22 protein-coding genes are annotated in these 16,815 nt (G+C 73.0%); 9 read left to right on the top strand and 13 right to left on the bottom strand.

The features are described 5' to 3' along the window. Positions 1 to 2 precede the first annotated feature (2 nt). Complete coding sequence (locus tag DSM112329_RS07330; RefSeq protein ID WP_354701154.1) at positions 3 to 2,003, bottom strand: hypothetical protein; 2,001 nt, start codon at positions 2,001 to 2,003, stop codon at positions 3 to 5. Positions 2,004 to 2,024: 21 nt separating this feature from the next. Between DSM112329_RS07330 and DSM112329_RS07325 the strand changes: the two genes are divergently transcribed. The 4 genes from DSM112329_RS07325 (at position 2,025) to DSM112329_RS07310 (ending at position 5,142) form a co-directional block, all read left to right on the top strand. Next, positions 2,025 to 2,744, top strand: coding sequence for a chlorite dismutase family protein (locus DSM112329_RS07325; protein ID WP_354701153.1), 720 nt, complete (start codon positions 2,025 to 2,027; stop codon positions 2,742 to 2,744). Between the two features lie 37 nt (positions 2,745 to 2,781). Beyond that, positions 2,782 to 3,429, top strand: coding sequence for a DNA-3-methyladenine glycosylase 2 family protein (locus DSM112329_RS07320; protein ID WP_354701152.1), 648 nt, complete (start codon positions 2,782 to 2,784; stop codon positions 3,427 to 3,429). Positions 3,430 to 3,490: 61 nt separating this feature from the next. Further along, on the top strand, positions 3,491 to 4,462 hold the full coding sequence (locus tag DSM112329_RS07315; protein WP_354701151.1) for an EamA family transporter: 972 nt from the start codon (positions 3,491 to 3,493) through the stop codon (positions 4,460 to 4,462). Continuing rightward, on the top strand, positions 4,459 to 5,142 hold the full coding sequence (locus DSM112329_RS07310; protein ID WP_354701150.1) for a GntR family transcriptional regulator: 684 nt from the start codon (positions 4,459 to 4,461) through the stop codon (positions 5,140 to 5,142). The genes DSM112329_RS07315 and DSM112329_RS07310 overlap by 4 nt, the downstream gene beginning before the upstream one ends. Before the next feature lie 302 nt (positions 5,143 to 5,444). Here DSM112329_RS07310 and DSM112329_RS07305 read toward each other — a convergent pair whose 3' ends face one another. Beyond that, positions 5,445 to 6,707 (bottom strand): hypothetical protein, encoded by a 1,263-nt coding sequence (locus DSM112329_RS07305; RefSeq protein WP_354701149.1) that lies wholly within the window; start codon positions 6,705 to 6,707, stop codon positions 5,445 to 5,447. Between the two features lie 50 nt (positions 6,708 to 6,757). After that, positions 6,758 to 7,147, bottom strand: coding sequence for an iron-sulfur cluster assembly accessory protein (locus DSM112329_RS07300; protein WP_354701148.1), 390 nt, complete (start codon positions 7,145 to 7,147; stop codon positions 6,758 to 6,760). 71 nt (positions 7,148 to 7,218) lie between these two features. Here DSM112329_RS07300 and DSM112329_RS07295 point away from each other — a divergent pair, with 71 nt between their 5' ends. Next, positions 7,219 to 7,446 carry a BolA family protein gene (locus DSM112329_RS07295; RefSeq protein WP_354701147.1) on the top strand — a complete coding sequence of 76 codons (228 nt, stop codon included), beginning with the start codon at positions 7,219 to 7,221 and terminating at the stop codon, positions 7,444 to 7,446. 20 nt (positions 7,447 to 7,466) lie between these two features. Next, on the top strand, positions 7,467 to 7,859 hold the full coding sequence (gene grxD, locus DSM112329_RS07290) for a Grx4 family monothiol glutaredoxin (RefSeq protein ID WP_354701146.1): 393 nt from the start codon (positions 7,467 to 7,469) through the stop codon (positions 7,857 to 7,859). 62 nt (positions 7,860 to 7,921) lie between these two features. On the opposite strand, the gene DSM112329_RS07285 is transcribed toward grxD, so the two are convergent. The 3 genes from DSM112329_RS07285 to DSM112329_RS07275 are packed head-to-tail and all read right to left on the bottom strand — an operon-like array spanning position 7,922 to position 11,075. After that, positions 7,922 to 9,712 carry a hypothetical protein gene (locus DSM112329_RS07285; protein ID WP_354701145.1) on the bottom strand — a complete coding sequence of 597 codons (1,791 nt, stop codon included), beginning with the start codon at positions 9,710 to 9,712 and terminating at the stop codon, positions 7,922 to 7,924. Between the two features lie 20 nt (positions 9,713 to 9,732). Then, on the bottom strand, positions 9,733 to 9,996 hold the full coding sequence (locus DSM112329_RS07280) for a glutathione S-transferase N-terminal domain-containing protein (protein ID WP_354701144.1): 264 nt from the start codon (positions 9,994 to 9,996) through the stop codon (positions 9,733 to 9,735). A 14-nt stretch (positions 9,997 to 10,010) separates the two neighbouring features. Beyond that, positions 10,011 to 11,075 carry an NAD-dependent epimerase/dehydratase family protein gene (locus DSM112329_RS07275; protein ID WP_354701143.1) on the bottom strand — a complete coding sequence of 355 codons (1,065 nt, stop codon included), beginning with the start codon at positions 11,073 to 11,075 and terminating at the stop codon, positions 10,011 to 10,013. A gap of 54 nt (positions 11,076 to 11,129) precedes the next feature. Between DSM112329_RS07275 and DSM112329_RS07270 the strand changes: the two genes are divergently transcribed. Further along, positions 11,130 to 11,993 (top strand): DegV family protein, encoded by an 864-nt coding sequence (locus tag DSM112329_RS07270; RefSeq protein ID WP_354701142.1) that lies wholly within the window; start codon positions 11,130 to 11,132, stop codon positions 11,991 to 11,993. A 4-nt stretch (positions 11,994 to 11,997) separates the two neighbouring features. Here DSM112329_RS07270 and DSM112329_RS07265 read toward each other — a convergent pair whose 3' ends face one another. From DSM112329_RS07265 to DSM112329_RS07235, 7 genes are read right to left on the bottom strand one after another with little or no spacing between them, the layout of a single operon-like run. Next, positions 11,998 to 12,435, bottom strand: a complete 438-nt coding sequence (locus tag DSM112329_RS07265; protein ID WP_354701141.1) for a hypothetical protein — start codon at positions 12,433 to 12,435, stop codon at positions 11,998 to 12,000. A gap of 12 nt (positions 12,436 to 12,447) precedes the next feature. Continuing rightward, on the bottom strand, positions 12,448 to 12,690 hold the full coding sequence (locus DSM112329_RS07260) for a DUF3618 domain-containing protein (protein ID WP_354701140.1): 243 nt from the start codon (positions 12,688 to 12,690) through the stop codon (positions 12,448 to 12,450). After that, positions 12,691 to 13,143 (bottom strand): phage holin family protein, encoded by a 453-nt coding sequence (locus tag DSM112329_RS07255; RefSeq protein WP_354701139.1) that lies wholly within the window; start codon positions 13,141 to 13,143, stop codon positions 12,691 to 12,693. Beyond that, a complete protein-coding gene (locus tag DSM112329_RS07250; RefSeq protein ID WP_354701138.1) occupies positions 13,133 to 13,582 on the bottom strand; it encodes a hypothetical protein in 450 nt (149 codons plus the stop codon). Before DSM112329_RS07250 ends, DSM112329_RS07255 begins: the two co-directional genes overlap by 11 nt. After that, the gene (locus DSM112329_RS07245; protein ID WP_354701137.1) at positions 13,579 to 13,713 is read right to left on the bottom strand and encodes a hypothetical protein; all 135 of its coding nucleotides are present in this window, start codon (positions 13,711 to 13,713) and stop codon (positions 13,579 to 13,581) included. Before DSM112329_RS07245 ends, DSM112329_RS07250 begins: the two co-directional genes overlap by 4 nt. Beyond that, entirely contained in the window at positions 13,703 to 14,362 is a 660-nt protein-coding gene (locus DSM112329_RS07240; protein ID WP_354701136.1) for a TetR/AcrR family transcriptional regulator, read from the bottom strand. Before DSM112329_RS07240 ends, DSM112329_RS07245 begins: the two co-directional genes overlap by 11 nt. Beyond that, positions 14,362 to 15,210, bottom strand: coding sequence for a carbon-nitrogen hydrolase family protein (locus DSM112329_RS07235; RefSeq protein WP_354701135.1), 849 nt, complete (start codon positions 15,208 to 15,210; stop codon positions 14,362 to 14,364). Before DSM112329_RS07235 ends, DSM112329_RS07240 begins: the two co-directional genes overlap by 1 nt. Before the next feature lie 68 nt (positions 15,211 to 15,278). On the opposite strand from DSM112329_RS07235, the gene DSM112329_RS07230 reads away from it, so the two are divergent. Continuing rightward, positions 15,279 to 16,118 carry a DUF2804 family protein gene (locus DSM112329_RS07230; protein ID WP_354701134.1) on the top strand — a complete coding sequence of 280 codons (840 nt, stop codon included), beginning with the start codon at positions 15,279 to 15,281 and terminating at the stop codon, positions 16,116 to 16,118. A 78-nt stretch (positions 16,119 to 16,196) separates the two neighbouring features. Next, on the top strand, positions 16,197 to 16,745 hold the full coding sequence (locus tag DSM112329_RS07225) for a hypothetical protein (RefSeq protein WP_354701133.1): 549 nt from the start codon (positions 16,197 to 16,199) through the stop codon (positions 16,743 to 16,745). The last annotated feature ends 70 nt before the right edge of the window (positions 16,746 to 16,815 follow it).

The following is a 16,815-nucleotide window of genomic DNA, read 5'->3' as shown; positions in this document are numbered from 1 at the left end:
TCCTATCCGTCCCGACCGGCGGCGACACCTTCGGCGTTCGCAGCCTCGCTGAGACGGCGGTCCAGATCGGCCTCGCCACGGATGTAGGTGCTCACGATGACCAGCACGACGGTGCCGAAGAGCAGCAGCAACGGCCCGGAGTCGTTGAAGAGCGCGCCGGCGACCGCGGCCGCGAGACCGCCGTACATCGCGGCCTGCCATGCGGGGTCGTCGTGGATCGCGATGTAGATCCGCCGGCGGTAGCGCAGCCCGTAGATGCACGTCAGCAGCGCGATCCCGGTCGCGAACGGCATCAGGCCGCGTTTGAGCACGTTGAAGGCGAGCTCGTACCGCCGCTGGACGACGTCGACCAGGGCCTGCTTGCCGTCCGCCTGCAGGACCGTCCGCGTGAAGTGGCTGTCGCCGCCGGTCGCCAGGTCGAGACCCGCGAGCGCGACCAGGGCCGCCGCGGGCGCAGCGATCGCGAGCGTCAGCGCGCGCTTCGTGACGCCGCCGGGCAGCATGCAGAGGACGGCGACCGCCGTCCCGGCGCCGACCGTGATGACACCGCCGACGTCTGCCCCCAGGCGCCCCGAGCCCACGATCGCCCCGAAGATCAGCCCGCTGACCCCGAAGGTGATGGCGCCGATCCGGCTGCGCCCGCGCCCGCTGAAGACGACGGCTATCGCGACCAGCAGCAGCAGCGGCAGCGTCGCCTCGAGCTCGTTGCCCAGGCCGTAGAACCGCGACCCGAAGCGCGGGTTGGGCCCCAGCAACGACCGCACGATCAGGTCCGACCCGCGCGCGAGGTCGAGCGTGTAGGCGACGACGGTGACGGCGCACGGGACGAAGATCGCCCTCGGCCATCGGATCAGCAGGTCGGTGAGGATGCCGAGGCCGAAGCTGATCACGGTGATCAGCAGCAGCTCGGTGCTTTTGGACGGCTGGATCGCGGCGGTGATCAGCAGGACCGTCAGCAGCCAGCAGAACGCGAGGCTGCCGACGCGCATCCCCCAGCGCAGGCCGCGGCGGTCGGCCACGACGCCGCCGACCAGGATGACCGCGAACCAGGCGGCGACGATCGTGTCGAGCGCGGGGAACCGCCGGGTGCCGATGACGCGCAGGCGCTGGCCGAAGCGCTTGAGCGAATCGGCGTTGCGCGGACCCTTGACCTCGATGACCTGGCCCTTGACGTCCTTGGGGATCGCGATCCCGAGGTGCCTGAGGGTGGTCGGCAGGAAGTCGATGCCGGCGATCAGCCCGGGCTGGTGCGTCGTCGGGGACGTGAGGCCGCGCGTCGGCGGGCCGAGGCCCGCGATGCCGGTCGGCAGCAGCTGCGGCGCACCGGCCGGCGGGGGCGCCTCCGTGACGATCAGCAGCTGGTCCTGCGGGCGGGCGGCGATGAGGCCGTCGATCGCGACCGCGCCGCGCTCGCCGGTCGGCAGCCCGACGGCCACCACCTGATGGTCCCGCAGCAGCTCCTCGACCCGCTCGCCGAGGCTGTCCGCGGACCCGATCGACACGTTGGCGACGCGTCCCCCGGAGTCAGCGGCGACGAGCGCCTCGAGCTGCTCGCGACCCGTGACGCCGGCGTAGGCGATCCCGCCCGGCACGAGCGAGCCGAACTGCCCGGGCTTGATCTCGGCCGGAGCGCTGTCGGCGCGCTTGAGGATGTCCGGCCAGCCGAGGAACAGCGCCCCGCCCTCGCCGTCCGTGAAGAACGTCAGCGGGACCGGGACGCGCGGGTCGTAGGCGGCGGAGGAGGTGCGCGTCCCCTGCCCGATGTCGAGCAGCGCCTGGATGTGGCGATAGCTGCCCTGCGTCGCCCCGCTCAGGCCGAGCGCGAGCTCCTTACGCTCGTCGAGCGTCTCGAGGATCGGGGTCCGCGGTCCGTCCTCGGCAGGGGCGATCGGCAGCAGCGCGATGACGACCTTCGGCGCTGCGGAAGCGGGAGCGGGGGCGCAGAGCGCTGACAGCGCCGCCATCATGGCCAGCGCGAGCGCCGCCAGACGGGGACGGGACATCACGGACCTATACTTTTTCGCGTGTCCTCGGTTACTCCTGCTCGGGGTCGCGACAGCGGCCCGCGGCACTTCGTGAAGTACACCTTCTTCAAGGTGGACCCCGCGTGGCGCCGACTGCCGGCCGCGGAGCGCGCGCAGGACAAGGCCGAGTTCCTCGCCGCGTGCGAGGACTTCGCGACCGATCACCTGCTTCAGGGCTTCTCGCTCGTAGGCACGCGCGGCGACGCCGACATCATGCTCACGGCCGAGACCGAGAACCTCGACCGGATCCACGAGTTCCACGTCGTCCTCGCGCAGAGCGGCCTGGCGAAGTGGTGCTCGCAGCCCTACTCGTTCCTCGGGATGCGCAAGTCGAGCGAGTACTCGGACGAGCAGCGCTTCGTGGCGCGGCCGTTCAACGGGAAGTACCTCTTCGTCTACCCGTTCGTGAAGACACGGGCCTGGTACGCCCTGCCGCCCGCCGAGCGGTGGGAGATCATGCAGGGTCACATCACCATGGGCCGGCAGTACCCGAACGTCGACAACCACACGACCTACTCGTTCGGCCTGGACGACCAGGAGTTCGTCGTCGCGTTCGACACCGACGACATCGGCGACTTCCTCGACCTCGTGCAGGGCCTGCGCACCACGGAGGCCTCGGCCTACACGGCGCGCGACACCCCGTCCTTCACCTGCCTGCGCACCGGCATCCGCCGGGCTGTCGACGCGTTGGACGGCGAAGCGGTCAGCGCCGTTCTCTAAGGCTCTGGTCGAGCCTGAGGGTTGAGGGGTGCGGATTGTGGAACATCCCGCCCTCGTGCACCTGTCCGCGGCCGACCCGGTCCTCGGGCGCCTGATCGCCTCGATGGACGACGCCGCGCTCGCCGTCGTCGTCGATCCGGCGCGCGGCGGCCGGTATCCCCCGGTCCCGCCGTATGCCGCGCTGACCCGCATCATCATCGGCCAGCAGGTGTCGGTGGCAGCCGCCCGGTCGATGACGGCCCGCCTGACCGAGCGCTTCGGCGGCGCACTGCCCGCACCTGCGCAGGTCCTGGCGGACGACCTGGACGAGCTGCGCACGTCCTGCGGTCTGTCCCGCGGGAAGGCACGGTTCCTGGCGGGGCTGGCCGAGGAGGTGGCCGCCGGCCGCCTGGACCTCGACGGCTTGGGGGCGCTCGACGACGCGACGGTGATGAGCGCGCTCGTGGCGGTCACCGGCATCGGACCGTGGACCGCGCAGGTGTTCCTGATGGGCCAGCTCGAGCGCCCAGACGTCCTCGCACCGGGGGACGTCGGCATCAGGCGCGCTGCAGGGATCGCGTATGGCCTCCCCGTCCCGCCGACGGCGGCGGAGCTCGTCGCGATGGCGGAGCCCTGGCGGCCGCACCGCAGCACCGCGTGCCGGCTGCTGTGGAAGAGCCTGGACGTCTCGCCACTGCCTGCCTGAGCCCTCCCTCGATCACCCCCGGTTCTCGTAGATTGGTGGATTGTGGAACAATGCGACAACGATGTCGCCACGAGGCTGTGTTCTCATCGCCGCGGTCTGCTTCGGCACGACCGGCACGGCACAGGCCCTCGGGCCCGATGACGCCCGCGCCGTCGCCGTCGGATCGGGCCGGATCGCCCTCGGCGGCGCGCTGCTGGTGGCCTTCGCGTGGCTCGGGGCGCGACGCGCTGCCGCCGACGCGCAGGCGCGGCCGGTCATCGCCACCGGGATCCCGTGGCCGATGCTGCTGCTGGCCGGCGCCTGCGTCGCGGCGTACCAGCTCTGCTTCTTCGCAGCGGTGCAGCAGACCGGCGTGGCCGTCGGCACGGTCGTGGCCATCGGCTCGGGGCCCGCGTTCGCCGGCGCGCTCGGCTGGATCGTGGTCCGCGAGGCACCCGGGCGCCGCTGGGCCGCCGCCACTGGGCTGGCCTGCGGCGGGGTGACGCTGCTGGTGCTCGGGGGCGGCTCGGCGGACGTGGCGGCCGGGGGTGTGCTGCTCGCGCTCGGGGCCGGAGCCGGATACGCGTCGTACACGGTGATCGCCAAGCAGCTGCTGCGCGCCGGCCACACGCCCGAGCGCGTGATGGCGGGAGCGTTCGGCAGTGGCGGCGTCCTGCTCCTCCCCGTGCTGGCCGCGACGGCCGGCCCCTGGCTGTGGTCCCTCGGCGGGATCGCGCTGATCGTGTTCCTGGGCCTGGTGCCGACCGCGCTCGCCTACGTCCTGTTCGCCCGCGGCCTGCGCGAGCTGACCGCCGGCGAGACGGCGACGCTGACGCTCGCGGAGCCGCTGACGGCAACCGCCCTCGGGGCGATCGTGCTGGGTGAGCGCCCAGGCGCAGTCGCCATCGCGGGCGCTGCGCTGGTGCTGACGGGCCTGCTCGCGCTCGCCGGCGGGGGCAGACGTGCACGACCCGTTGCAGAGCCAGGACTCGCCGGCGCGGGACCGAACGCGCGCGTCACTCCTCCTGTTCCCTCCGTCGAAGGCAGCCCATGACGTCGCCCGGACCCGTACAGCCCGCGCTGAAGCGCGTCTCCACCGTCGGCGCCCTCGTCGCTGCCCTCAGGACGCGGATTCTGGACGGAGAGCTGCCCGGAGGGACGCGCCTGCGCGAGCTGGAGCTCACCGAGACCTACGGCGTGGCGCGCCACAGCGTCCGTGCGGCCCTCCGCGACCTTGCCGCCGACGGCCTGCTGACGCTCGAGCCCCACCGCGGGGCCCACGTCACGCTGCTGGAGCCCGAGGACGTCCGGGGGCTCTACGTCCTGCGCGGCATCCTCGAGGTCGGCGCCGCCACGCTCGCCCTCGAGCGCGGGTCCGGGCGCCTGCCTCCGGCGGTCCACGAGTCCGCCCAGGCGTTCGCGGCGCTGTGCTGCGCCCGGGTCGAGCCCGCGTGGAGCACCGTCGTGGTCGCGCACAACGCCCTCCATGAGGCGATCGTCGCGGCGTCGGCCGTGCCGCGGCTCGTCACCGCCCACGCAGCGCTGTCCGCCGAGCTGCAGCTGTTCCTCGTCCAGGGCCGGCCGCACTACACGCTGCGGCGCCTCGCGGCGGACCACGTGGGGCTCGTGGTGGCGCTCGAGCGGGACGGTCCGGACGCGCTCGACAAGCACATCCGCCTGTCGACGGAGGCCCTCCTGGGGACGCCGGTGACAGCGGACGTGCAGAAGCCATAACCGGCGGCCGACCATACCCTCGATCAAGCGTCGAGGGTTGGGGGTGATGCCGAGATCCTCGTCGGGACGGTCGATGTCGGCATGACGCCGGGCTCGAGCAGCAACCCTCGACGATCGGTCGAGGGTGACGTAACGGGGATGCCGGGGGGACAGAACCCCACTTTGACGGCGGCCGCCAGTGGCGACTCGCACGGCTCGGGTCCTGGTGAATCCGCATTCACCGCTCGGGCGCGAGGCTGCTGGTGCATCGCACGGCTCGGAGCCTGGTGGATCGGCATTCACTGCCGTGGTCGGGTGTGACGTCAGCAGCCCGGGGGGCGTTGCGGGCGCGGCGCCGTGGCCGGCGTCTGGCCCCAGGCGCGCCACAGGTCATACGTCCTGTAGGCCCGCCGCAGGGCCGGGTCGAACAGGCCGACCGGGTAGGCGGTGTCCTCCCGTACCGAGAACTGGAAGACCGCCTGCACCCGCGGGTCGGCGTCCCAGCGCTCGAGCGCGGCCGCCTGGGCCGCGCACTGCGCCCCCTGGCGCAGTCCGTCCCCGCCCCGGGGTGCGCCGGCCCGCACGCCGCCCACGCCCGTCTCGGTGACCCAGATCGGCTTCCCGGTGGTGCACGGCCGCTCGTCGAGCACGCGCTCCAGCGCCCCGACGGCGTCCGGCTGGCGCCGGTCGGGCTGCGCATACTCGTGCTGCGACCAGACCGTGCCGGCGCACGCGACGTCGTCCGGTAGCGCACGGACGAACTCCGCGATCCCCGTTCCGCGTGCCGTCGGGTTGCCGTACCCGGCCAGCTCGCCCAGGACGAGGTCGTGGACCCCCTCGTCCGCGTCGAGCTCCGCGCGCGCTGCCCGGACGAGCCGCGAGTAGACCGCGGGCGACAGCGACGGGGAGCCGACCGAGCAGCGAGCACGCTGCGGACTGATGAACCCGGGGTGGTTGGGCTCGCCCCAGGGGCTCCACCAGCGCAGTGGCACGCCCAGGTCGCGTCCGAGCGCGAGCAGGGAGCGGATCAGCAACCGGTAGCCGGCCAGGCCGGCGTCGTTGATCGGCCGCGACCGGGTCCGGGTCGCGCCGCGCTCGCAGCCGCCCGCCGGAACGGCTGCCCATTCCGGGACGCCCTCGAGCACGATCATCACCTCCCAGCCGCCGCCGTCGGCCGCCTGGCGCGCAGCGACCGCCCGCAGACGGTCCCGAACCCCCGCGAACGTCCCGCAGGGACGGATCCCGCGCAGGCAGCCGTCGTTGGGCTGGGCGAGATCGACCGGAACCGTCGGATCCGGCTGGATCGCCGACCAGTCGACGAACAGCCGGTATCGCGCGGGCCGCAGCGCGGCGGTGCGGTCGCGCCAGGCGGCGAACCCCGCGGGCACCGGCCCGGGGTCGATCAGCCACGGGTTGTTCTCGCTGATGCCGATCGGCAGCCGCTGGGCGGGAGGCGGACTGATCGCGGACGGCCTCGCCGGCGGTTTTGCAGCAGCAGTGGACCCGCCGGCCGCACCCGTCGGCGAGCCGCCGCGCCCTCCCCCACCGCAGCCGGCGAACGCCAGGGCGGAAAGCAGAACGGCCACCGCGAAGGTGGCCGTCAGGCGCAACAGAGGTGAAGCAGGCGGGACCTGCGTCAGACGGCCGACACTTCTTCCTCGTCGGCCACCTTGAAGGACGAGCCGCAGCCGCAGGCGGCGACGACGTTCGGGTTGTTGACCTGGAAGCCGGCGCCCTGGAGGGACTCGACGTAGTCGATGGCCGAGCCGTCGACGTACGGCAGGCTCTGCGCGTCGACGAGGATCTTCAGGCCTTCCTGCTCGAAGATCACGTCGCCGTCGCGCTGGTTGTCGAACGCCAGCTGATACTGGAAGCCCGAGCAGCCGCCGCCGCGCACACCGACCCGCAGGCCGGCTTCGGCCGCGGACTCCGCGGGCTGCGCCGCGAGGAACTCGTGGACCTTCTCGGCACCCTTCGGCGTGAAGGCGATGCCCTTGGCGGTGTACGTGACCTCGGTGGTTGCCATAGCTTCATTTAGTGTAGCGCCTCGCACCACCCGCGGGGAAGGCCCACTCGGGGCCGTATCCTGTCATCAGCATGCCCTCCACCGACGAGATCAGACAACGCATCGAGGCCGCCCTCCCGGGCGCGACCGCCGAGGTCGAGGACTGGACCGGCGGCGGCGACCATCTCAAGGCGACCGTTGTCGCCCCGCAGTTCGAGGGCCTGAGCCGCATCGCTCAGCACCGCCTCGTCTACGACATCTTCGGCGACGAGATCGGTGGCCCGATCCACGCGCTGAGCCTGAAGACCTCCACGCCGTAACCACCGAAACGGAGACCATCGTGTCCGAGACCGACAACCCCATCCGCGACGCGATCGCGGGCGCCATCAACGAGCACGAGGTGATCCTCTTCATGAAGGGGACCCCGGAGGCGCCGGCGTGCGGCTTCAGCGCACGGACCGTGGGCGCGCTGCAGGCGCTCGACGCGCCGTTCGCGGCCGTCGACATCCTGCCCGACCCGCGCATCCGCCAGGAGCTGAGCGCGCTCTCGCAGTGGCCGACCATCCCGCAGCTCTTCGTCAAGGGCGAGCTCGTCGGCGGCGCCGACATCGTCGCCGAGATGTTCGACTCCGGCGAGCTCGCCGACGTCCTGGGCGTCGAGCAGCCCGGCGCGGCCGCGATCGAGGACGACGCACCCGCGGGCGGCCTGCAGATCGAGAACCGCCTGGCCTGAAGGCCGGCCGGCCCACCGCCTGAGCGTCGCGGCACCCCTGCTCGGGCGCCGCGGCCGCCGTCCTACTTGACGATGCGGACCTTCACCCGCGCCGTTCCGCTGATGCGCACGTCCGGGTTCCGGTAGGCCTGCCGCGCCTTCTGCGCGTCCGCCTCGGCGCCCGTCGGCGCAGCCGCCTCGGGGTCGTCCGACGAGCTGCCGCCGACCGGCGGGATCGATGTGGTCACGCCGTCGTAGCGATGGACGGACCGCACCAGCGCTGCCAGCGCCTTCGGCGTCCGCGGGCCGCTGCCGCCGTCGCTCTCCGCGTCCTCGTCGTCGGCGAAGAGCGAGCTGAGGTCCAGCACGGCCGACAGCGCGTCCGCGAGGGACCCGCCACCGTCGCCCGGCGTGCCGTCGAGCTGGATCCGGCGCGAGCCCAGCGGCGTGGTGGCCGGCACCTTCACCGGGATGGTCACCGCGAACTTCTCGCCGTTCACGCGCTGGGCGTACGCGCGAACGCGGACCGTGGTGCCGCGGCGCACCCGCTCCGGGGCGGTCACCTTGAGCAGGTAGGCCTGCCGCAGCGAGCGGCGCAGCTTGACGTCGACCTTGACGCCGGTCACGTGCAGCGGGCCGAAGTTGTAGGCGTCGACCTGCGCGGTGGCCGCGCTGAAGTCCGCAATGAGCGCCGCGCCGGCCCCGGCGCCGAGGGTCCCGCCCGAGTAGGTGTTGCAGAACTGCATCGGCTTCGGCCGCTCGCGGAGGCTGATCGCGACGCACATGCTGCCGCTCTGGCGGATCGGGGTGGAGTGCAGCAGGTCGTAGGCGACCTCGGCGATGGCCAGCGACCCGACCTGGGTCAGCGCCGAGCTGCCGGTGGGCAGGCCCAGGCCGGCCTCGTCGGCGAGCTGGATCCGCGCCGTGCTGGTCGTGTTGCGGTCCAGGTCGGTGCCGGTGATCGTCAACGGGTAGGAGGACGGCAGCGTCCCGAGCCGGCCGACGACCGCGAAGGTGCCGTCGTTCGTGAGCGTCCCGACGTTATGGCCTGGGGCCGCCAGCTTGTAGGTGCTGAGCTCCGCCGAGCCCGTGGGGTTGTCGATCACCGAGTACACGTACGCGTCCTGCAGGAACAGCGCGCGCCGGCCCGCGGAGTCGAGCGGATGGCCGAACGACCAGACCTTGTCGCCGTCCACGTAGGCGACCGTCCCGATCGCCCCCGCGGTCACGTCGCCGCTCGCCAGCCCCACCGCCATGGCGGCACCGCCGCGCAGCTGCTGGACCGGGAACCGCTGGTCGGTCGGCGCCGACGGTGCGGCGTAGACGGGCCGGCCGGTGCGCTTCGCGGCGATCGCCAGCGCCTGGGCGGTGGGCGCCGACAGCCCGCCGATGCTCAGCGGCGTGGCGAGCGGCCGGGCGGCGCGCAGGAGCGCGGGCGCAGAGCGCGTCTCGGCGGGCGGCTCGACGGGCTCGCCGAGGATCGACTCGATCGGCGTCGCCAGCGCGACGCGGTTGCCGTAGGACCCGATGCCCTGCGAGATCGCGCCGGCCACGCGGTAGGTCCCGGCGGCGTCGGGGCAGCTGATCGGGGAGCCCGAGAAGCCCGGCCCGATGCCGGTGGCGTCGATCGCGGCCCCGGAGGCGCGGAACAGGATGTACGGGCTGCGCAGCGCGACGTCGCCGGAGATGACGTCCAGGACCTCGATGTCGAAGGTCGCGATGTCCGTCCCGCTGACGACGCTCTGCGCGGTGCAGCGCATCCCCTTCTGGACGTCCGCCAGCGGCATGATCGGCTCAGCCGCATGAGCGGCCTGCGCCCCCAAGACCCCGACACACGACAGGGCACCCAGAACGGTCCGGCGGAGGTAGCGCATGAGCGGGCCAGGCTAGACGATCACCCCGGCCGCGGCAGCGTGTCGCGTCTGCGCTCGACGTGCTGGACGATCCGGCGCGAGTCGCAGATCGCCTCGGCGCCGAAGACCGCGACGGGGACGACCGATTGACCGGTCAGCTCCCGGACCTGACGGCGGTCCGCGCGCCGCCACGGGACGCGGACCTCCACGACCTCCTCGCCGGCCCGTCGCAGCGTGCGGGCCACGCGCCCGCACGGGCACAACCAGTCGGTCGGGGTGCGGCAGCGGTGCAGGACGACGGTCATCGGGCGGCCGCGGGCTACGGGGCGAAGAGGCCCACCGCGCGCGACGCCTGCCGGACCGTGAGGCCGGCGGTCCGCAGCAGGATCGGCTGCCGCGTCCCGCGCTCGCGCAGGCGCAGCGGCTCGCGCTCGCGGTACCACTCGACGGTCCGCTCGAGGGACTCCTCGTGGTGCCCTGGCCGGTACCCCAGCTCGCGCTTGGCCTTCGCGGACCGGTACGTCCACCAGAACGACGACGCGCGCAGCTCGGTCTCGGTGATCGCCGGCCGGCCTGGGACGGCGCTCAGCGCGCGCACGACCGCGAGCGCGGCCGGCAACGGCAGCTTCACCGCCGGGGGCTCGATGCCGCTGATGCGGCCGAGCTCGGCGAACAGGCGGTCGAGCGTGTAGTTGCGATTGCCGAGGATGTAGCGCTCGCCGACCGCGCCGTGCTCCTCGGCGAGCAGGTGGCCGCTCGCGACGTCCTCCACGTCCACCACGCAGACGGCCCCGTCCACGTAGGCCGGGATCTCGCGCCGCAGGAAGCGCCGCACGATCTCCGTCGACGAGCGGTAGAGGTCGCCGCGGCCCATCACGTGCGCCGGGTTGACGATCACCACCGGCAGCCCCGCCGCCGCGACCCGCAGGACCACCATCTCGGCCTCGTACTTCGCGCTGACGTACGGCAGGCCGAAGCGCCCGGCGCGGAACATCTGGGACTCGTCCGCCGTCGAGCCGCGGGCGGCCGGGCCGACCGCCTGGACGGAGGACGTGTGCACGACGCGCTGGACCCCGGCCCGCAGCGCCTCCTCCATCACGATGCGGGTGCCCTCGACGTTCACCGCGTAGACGAGCTGCGGGCTCGCCCGCAGCGAGGTGAGGCCGGCGACGTGGAACACGCGCTCGACGCCGCGCATCGCGCGGCGGACCTGGCGGCGGTCGAGGATGTCGCACTCGACCTGCTCGACCTCGAGCCCGATCAGGTTGTCCGGCAGCGACCGGGGCCGTCCCGTCGTCCGGACCGTGTCACCGCGCTCCAGGAGCGCGCGGATCACGTGCGACCCGACCATGCCGGTTCCCCCGGTGACCAACGTGACTCCCACTGCGCCGAGCATCGCACACCCGGAGCGGTCCTGAGCCGCGGATAGGCTCAGCGCATGTCCCCGGTCACACTCGTCTCCGACAGCACCCACTCGATGCCGCCCGACGTCATCACCCGCGCGGGGCTGGAGCAGGTCTCGCTGTACGTGAACCACGGCACCCAGACGCAGCGCGAGTCCGAGCTCGACCTGCAGGTCTTCTACGACCGGCTCCGCACCGACAGCAAGCTGCCCACGACGTCGCAGCCGTCGATCGGCGACTTCCTGGCCGTCTACGAGCCGCTCCTGCAGGCCGGTCAGGACATCCTCTCGATCCACATCAGCGGCGCGATCTCCGGCACGGTCGAGACGGCGCGGCAGGCCGCGGAGGACGCGCGCGGGCGGTTCCCGGACCGGCGCATCGAGGTGGTCGACTCGCGCAGCGTCGCCGGCGGCCTGGCGATGATCCTGCTCGCCGCCGCGGCCGGGATCGACGCGGGCGAGGACCTCGACGCGCTGCTCGTCCGGGTCGGGAAGGCGGTCACCGAGACCCGCATCTGGTTCGCCGTGGACACGCTCGAGTTCCTCCGCAAGGGCGGGCGGATCGGGTCGGCCGCAGCGTGGGTCGGCGGCGCGCTGAAGATCAAGCCGATCCTGACGGTCGACGGCGAGGTCGTCCCCATCGAGCGTGTGCGCACCTCGGGACGCGCCTTCCAGCGGCTCGTGACCGCGATGGACGAGCTCGTCGCCGCGGGGAAGACGGCCTGGTGCATCCAGCACATCCAGGCCCCCGAGGAGGCGGAGCGGCTCGCGGTCGAGGGCCGCCGGGTCTTCGGGCGCGAGCCGCTGCTGATCAGCGAGATCGGCGCGGTCGTCGGGACCTACGCCGGACCGGGCCTGCTCGGCGTCGGCGGCCTCCCGACGGAGCTCGCGGACGCCTGAGGCCTCAGCTCCAGCCAGGTAGGCGCGGGATCGTCGGCAGGTCGGGCAGGTCGATGCGGATCCCGAGGGCCTCGCCGACCCGGCCGGCCAGGATCTGCGCGCGCCGCGGGTCGCCGTCGATGACCGGCTCGGTCACGATCGGCGGGGCGAGCTGCTCGCCGTTGGTGAACTGGTCGAACGCGAAGTCGACGGACTCGCCGGTCGGCAGGACGTTCCAGGCGTGACCGTCGGGGGTGCTCGCCCCGTTGCGGTCCAGCACCGTCGCGATCACGACGTCCCCGCCGTAGATCCCGCGGACGACCAGCGCGGAGACGGCGCACTGGCCCACGGCCGGGTTGGCCGGGGTCCAGTTCTCCGGGTCGTCCGTGGTGTCGCGGCCCCAGGCGGCGCGGAGGGCGCGTCCCACGTCGACGAGCGCCGGGAGGCCTGCGCCGGAGTCCACGGGCGTGCCGGACTACCGCGCCGCGCGGTGGCGCCTGCGGCGGGTAAACAGGCTGCCGAAACCGGCGATGCCGCCGGCGGCGACGAAGCCGACGACAGCGGCGCCGATCATGGCGTTCTGCTGGTTGGCGCGCAGCTGCTTGCGCCAGTCGGTCACCTCGGCGACCTCGTTGCGGAGCATCTGGACCGAGCTCGCGAGCTCCCGGCGGTTCGCCTCGATGGAGGCGCGGATCTCTTCGGGGGTGCGGGAGGCCATCTAGTCCTTCTTCTCCGGGCTCGACGCCGTGAGCGTCTCCTTGATGAGCTGCGCTTCGCGGATCGCCATGGTCGGCGCCGGGTTCTGGGCCTTCTTGACGAACTTGGCCGCGAGGTAGCCGGCGATGACGCCGAGCAGGATCAGCACGCCCGCCACGACGAAGTAGCCCCAGAAGTACTGGCCGTCCGGGAACCACTCGTACCAGGAGAGCAGCGCGAGTCCGTGCAGCGAGAAGTAGAGGCCGACGATGATGAAGACGCTCGCGGCGACGCCGGCGGCGATCCCGACGACCAGCGACTTCATCTTCTCGACGACCTCGGCCTTCGCGAGCTCGATCTCCTCGCGGATCAGGACCGAGGTCTTCTCGCTGATGTCGGCGATCGCCTGGGCGATCGCTGCGGGCGGCGGCTGCTCGTCGCCGCCGCCGGGCTTGGTGAAGCGGTTATCGGCCAAGGCGCTTGAGGATCAGGGCGGCGAGGAAGCCACCGGCGAATGCGGCACCGACCAGGACCTCGGGACGGTCGGCGTAGGCGTCGGGCGAGAACGGGCTCGGCGCCGCGCTGCCGGCCGGATGCGAGTAGGACGCGTCGGCTGCCGAGACGGTCGGCGTGGGCTCCGGCGTCGGCACACCGGCGGGCGGGACCGCGGCGACGGGCGTGGGCACGGGGTCCGGCTCCGGCTCGGCCGCGACGGGCTCGGGCGCGGCGACCGGCTCGGGGTCAGCGACCGGCTCAGGTGCGGGCGCGTCCGGCTCCGGCGCAGCCGCGGCGGGCACGTCCGCGTCGGCGGCCTGCGGCGCCGCGAACGGCGCCGGGGCGTCGCTGACGGCCGGGAAGGTGGTCGTGTCGGCCTCGTCGGCCGGCGGGTCCTGCGGGCTGGAGCTGTCGCTCATTCCGGTGGTTCCTCGTCGAACAGCCGCCGCCATATGAGGTCGGCGGTCTTGGTCACGGCCACGCTGGCGAGGGCGCCGAGCCCGGCCAGGAGGCCTGAATACATCAGGCGTTTGACGAGTTCATTCTCCATGCGACGCCGATCCTAGTCCTTCGTTCCCCGGACCGCCCGCGGCCGCCCGGTCCAGGCCGCCGCAGATCGTGTCCACGATGTGCACCTTGGTCGCCTCGAAGGCGCCCTCGCCGGCCGGCAGCATGTCGAAGATCCAGCCGGTCAACGCCTGCTCGATGGCGCCGTAGAAGGCCATCGCGGCGAACTGCGGCGGGATGCTGTCGCGGAACTCCCCGTCCCGCATCCCCGCCTCGATGATCCGCGCGATGCTGCCGTAGGCACGGTTGATCGCGTCCAGGTGGGTGCGGCCGAACGTGTTCGCCGCCCGCGTCACCTCGACGATCACGACCTTCATGAGGTCCGGGTCGTGCCGGTAGGAGTCGACGATGAACGACGTGATCGCGGTCAGCTTCTCGCGGGCACTCAGCTCGTCCCGCGCGTCGACCTGCTCGATGACCTCCACCATGACGTCCCAGCGCTCGAGGAAGAGCGTGTCCAGGACCTCGTCCTTCGAGCGGAAGTAGTGGTAGACGAGCCCGTAGGCGACGCCGGCCTCGTCGGCGATGTCGCTGACGCGGCACGTATGGAAGCCCTGGCGCGCGAAGACCCGCACCGCGGCGTCCAGGATCTGGCGGCGCCTCTCCGCAGCGGTGGTCCGGGCGGTCGCCATCAGGCCGCGCCCGCCGGCAGGCCGCCGCGCCGCACCGCGGTGGCGTAGACGTCCGGCCGCCCGTGCCTCAGTGCGGGCAGCGTCGCCCGGACCTCGTCCTGACGGTCGAGGTCGAGGTCCGCGACGCACAGCCCCTCGCCGTCGGACGCCTGGGCCAGGACGACGCCCCACGGGTCGACGATCATCGACCGCCCGCCCGAGCGGGCCCCGTCGGCATGCTCGCCGATCTGGTTCGCCGCGACGACGAAGCACTGGTTCTCGACCGCGCGGGCGCGGAGCAGCAGCTCCCAGTGGTCGCGCGTCGTGGCGAGGGTGAACGCCGCCGGCACGCACAGGACACGGGCCCCGGCGGCGCTGAGCGCCCGGTAGAGCTCGGGGAAGCGCAGGTCGTAGCAGATGCTGAGGCCGAGCCCGATGCCCTCCCCCAGCTCGCTCACGACCATCTCGGTGCCGGCGTCCTCGGCGTCCGACTCGCGGTAGCGGCGGCCGTCCACGTCGACGTCGAAGAGGTGCAGCTTGCGATAAACGGCGCGGGTCGCGCCGTCCCGGCCGTAGTGGACGCTCGTGTTGGACAGGCGCTCGCTGCCGGCCTGGCGCTCGGAGACCGATCCGGCGACGAGGTCGACGCCGAGCTCCGCCGCGAGCGCGGCCGCCCACTGCCCGCGCGGCCCGTCGAGCGGCTCGGCCGCAGCCTGCAGGGTCTCCGGCCGGCCGAGGGCGGGCCACTTCTCGGGCAGGACGACCAGGTCGGCGCCGCGGGCGGCGGCCTCGCGGATGAGGCGCTCGGCCGTCGCCTGGGCCTGCTCGGCGTCGTCCGTCGCGGTGAGCTGTACTGCCGCTGCGCGCAAGGTGACCAGTCCTGTCGTCGGGAGTGATTGACTGACGAGTCAATCGTTCGCGTGAGAGCATAGCCACGATGCCCGCGCCCACCCTCGCCGTCCGGACGGACGGGCGGTCCGCCCCGCCGCCGGCGCGACTGCCGCCGGCCCAGGACCGGCGTCCCCTGAAGGCGTGGCGCTACGTCGGGCTGTACTCGGCGCCGCTCATGCTCTGCGCGGGCCGCGTGCGCATCGGCGGGCTGCCACAGGCGTTCTGGGCAGTGTGGGACCGGGAGGCCGGGGTCCTGCACGAGCGCACGACGTTCGCGCCGCGCCGCGTGGCGCTGCCGGACGGCGTGGTGCGGGTCCGCGGCCGCGGCGTCGCGATCGACCTGCGCCTCGTCCCGACGGGCGACCCCGTGGACGTCGTCTCCCCCCACGGCCGGTCGTGGATCTGGACCCGGAAGACCCTCGTCCGTGCGACCGGGACCGTGCGTGCCGGCGGCCGGACGCACGCGGTGGACGCGACCGCGCTGATCGACGACTCGGCCGGCTACCACGCGCGCGCCACCGACTGGGAGTGGTCCGCCGGCCTCGGCGCCCTTCAGGACGGACGGGCCGTCGCGTGGAACCTGGTGACCGGGGTCCACGATGGCGCCGGGACCGCCGGCGCGGCCAGCGAGCGGACCGTGTGGGTCGACGGCCGGCCGCACGAGGTCGGCCCGGTCAGCTTCGCGCCGGCCCTCGACGGGGTCGCGTTCGGCGAGGGCGGCGGCCTGGCGTTCACGGCGGAAGCCGTCCGCGAGCGTCACGACGACCTGGGGCTGATCCGCAGCGATTACGTGCAGCCGTTCGGCACCTTCACGGGGACGCTGCCCGGGGCCGGCCCCCTGGCCGCCGGGTTCGGCGTGATGGAGCGCCACAGCGCCCGCTGGTGAGCGCGTCCGCCATCACCGCTTCTGGACGCTGCGGCCGGTCCGGCCCGCGGTGGCCAGACCTGCGGTAGTTTCCCGGGCATGCGTTCTTCGGGAGACCGCCGTCGGCTGGGGCTGATCGCTGCGTTGACGGCCTTCGCGGCGGGGCCTGCCGCAGGCGCGCTCGCGCAGACCGTCGCGCCGGCCGACAAGCCGCCCGTCAAGGACCTGACGGTGATGATCGTCAAGACGACGAACTCGAAGCAGTCGGTCCAGGCGACGCTCGGGTCCTACTGCCTGCCGAGCGACGACGGCACCTACTCGTGCAAGGAGATCCCGGCCCCGCTGCCGAACGTCCCGCGCGTCAAGGTCAACGCCGGCGAGACGATCTCCCTGCTGTTCAAGTCCCCGGTCGGCTACGTCACGTGGCGCACGGCGCGCGTGAACGGCAAGAAGCAGGAAATCCTCATCAGCCAAGGTGAGGGCGACCAGGTCACCAAGACCAAGAAGCGCTGGAAGATCACGCTGCCGAAGACCATGAAGAAGAACGCGACGATCGTCGGCGTCTTCGCCCAGTACGTCAACGCCTACGCGTCGTTCGAGTTCGGCATCGACGTGAAGCCCGCCAAGAAGCCGGCCAAGAAGAAGTAGCCGGCCCCCCCGGTCTGCACGGCCGCGGGCAGAGTGCTTACCAATAACGGTCGGCGGGTATCGTCCCGAG

Source organism: Paraconexibacter sp. AEG42_29, assembly GCF_040581415.1.
In the GTDB taxonomy this organism is placed as follows: Bacteria; Actinomycetota; Thermoleophilia; order Solirubrobacterales; family Solirubrobacteraceae; genus Paraconexibacter.
Note: the sequence above shows the minus strand (reverse complement) of the source record. Positions and strands in the feature narration are given on the sequence as shown.

Bases quoted from the DNA above. Each gene is read 5' to 3' on its own strand.
- DSM112329_RS07330 (WP_354701154.1), bottom strand. From the start codon at position 2,003: ATGTCCCGTCCCCGTCTGGCGGCGCTCGCGCTGGCCATGATGGCGGCG.
- DSM112329_RS07315 (WP_354701151.1), top strand. From the start codon at position 3,491: ATGTCGCCACGAGGCTGTGTTCTCATCGCCGCGGTCTGCTTCGGCACG.
- DSM112329_RS07310 (WP_354701150.1), top strand. From the start codon at position 4,459: ATGACGTCGCCCGGACCCGTACAGCCCGCGCTGAAGCGCGTCTCCACC.
- DSM112329_RS07300 (WP_354701148.1), bottom strand. From the start codon at position 7,147: ATGGCAACCACCGAGGTCACGTACACCGCCAAGGGCATCGCCTTCACG.
- DSM112329_RS07295 (WP_354701147.1), top strand. From the start codon at position 7,219: ATGCCCTCCACCGACGAGATCAGACAACGCATCGAGGCCGCCCTCCCG.
- DSM112329_RS07285 (WP_354701145.1), bottom strand. From the start codon at position 9,712: ATGCGCTACCTCCGCCGGACCGTTCTGGGTGCCCTGTCGTGTGTCGGG.
- DSM112329_RS07280 (WP_354701144.1), bottom strand. From the start codon at position 9,996: ATGACCGTCGTCCTGCACCGCTGCCGCACCCCGACCGACTGGTTGTGC.
- DSM112329_RS07270 (WP_354701142.1), top strand. From the start codon at position 11,130: ATGTCCCCGGTCACACTCGTCTCCGACAGCACCCACTCGATGCCGCCC.
- DSM112329_RS07260 (WP_354701140.1), bottom strand. From the start codon at position 12,690: ATGGCCTCCCGCACCCCCGAAGAGATCCGCGCCTCCATCGAGGCGAAC.
- DSM112329_RS07250 (WP_354701138.1), bottom strand. From the start codon at position 13,582: ATGAGCGACAGCTCCAGCCCGCAGGACCCGCCGGCCGACGAGGCCGAC.
- DSM112329_RS07245 (WP_354701137.1), bottom strand. From the start codon at position 13,713: ATGGAGAATGAACTCGTCAAACGCCTGATGTATTCAGGCCTCCTGGCC.
- DSM112329_RS07240 (WP_354701136.1), bottom strand. From the start codon at position 14,362: ATGGCGACCGCCCGGACCACCGCTGCGGAGAGGCGCCGCCAGATCCTG.
- DSM112329_RS07230 (WP_354701134.1), top strand. From the start codon at position 15,279: ATGCCCGCGCCCACCCTCGCCGTCCGGACGGACGGGCGGTCCGCCCCG.
- DSM112329_RS07225 (WP_354701133.1), top strand. From the start codon at position 16,197: ATGCGTTCTTCGGGAGACCGCCGTCGGCTGGGGCTGATCGCTGCGTTG.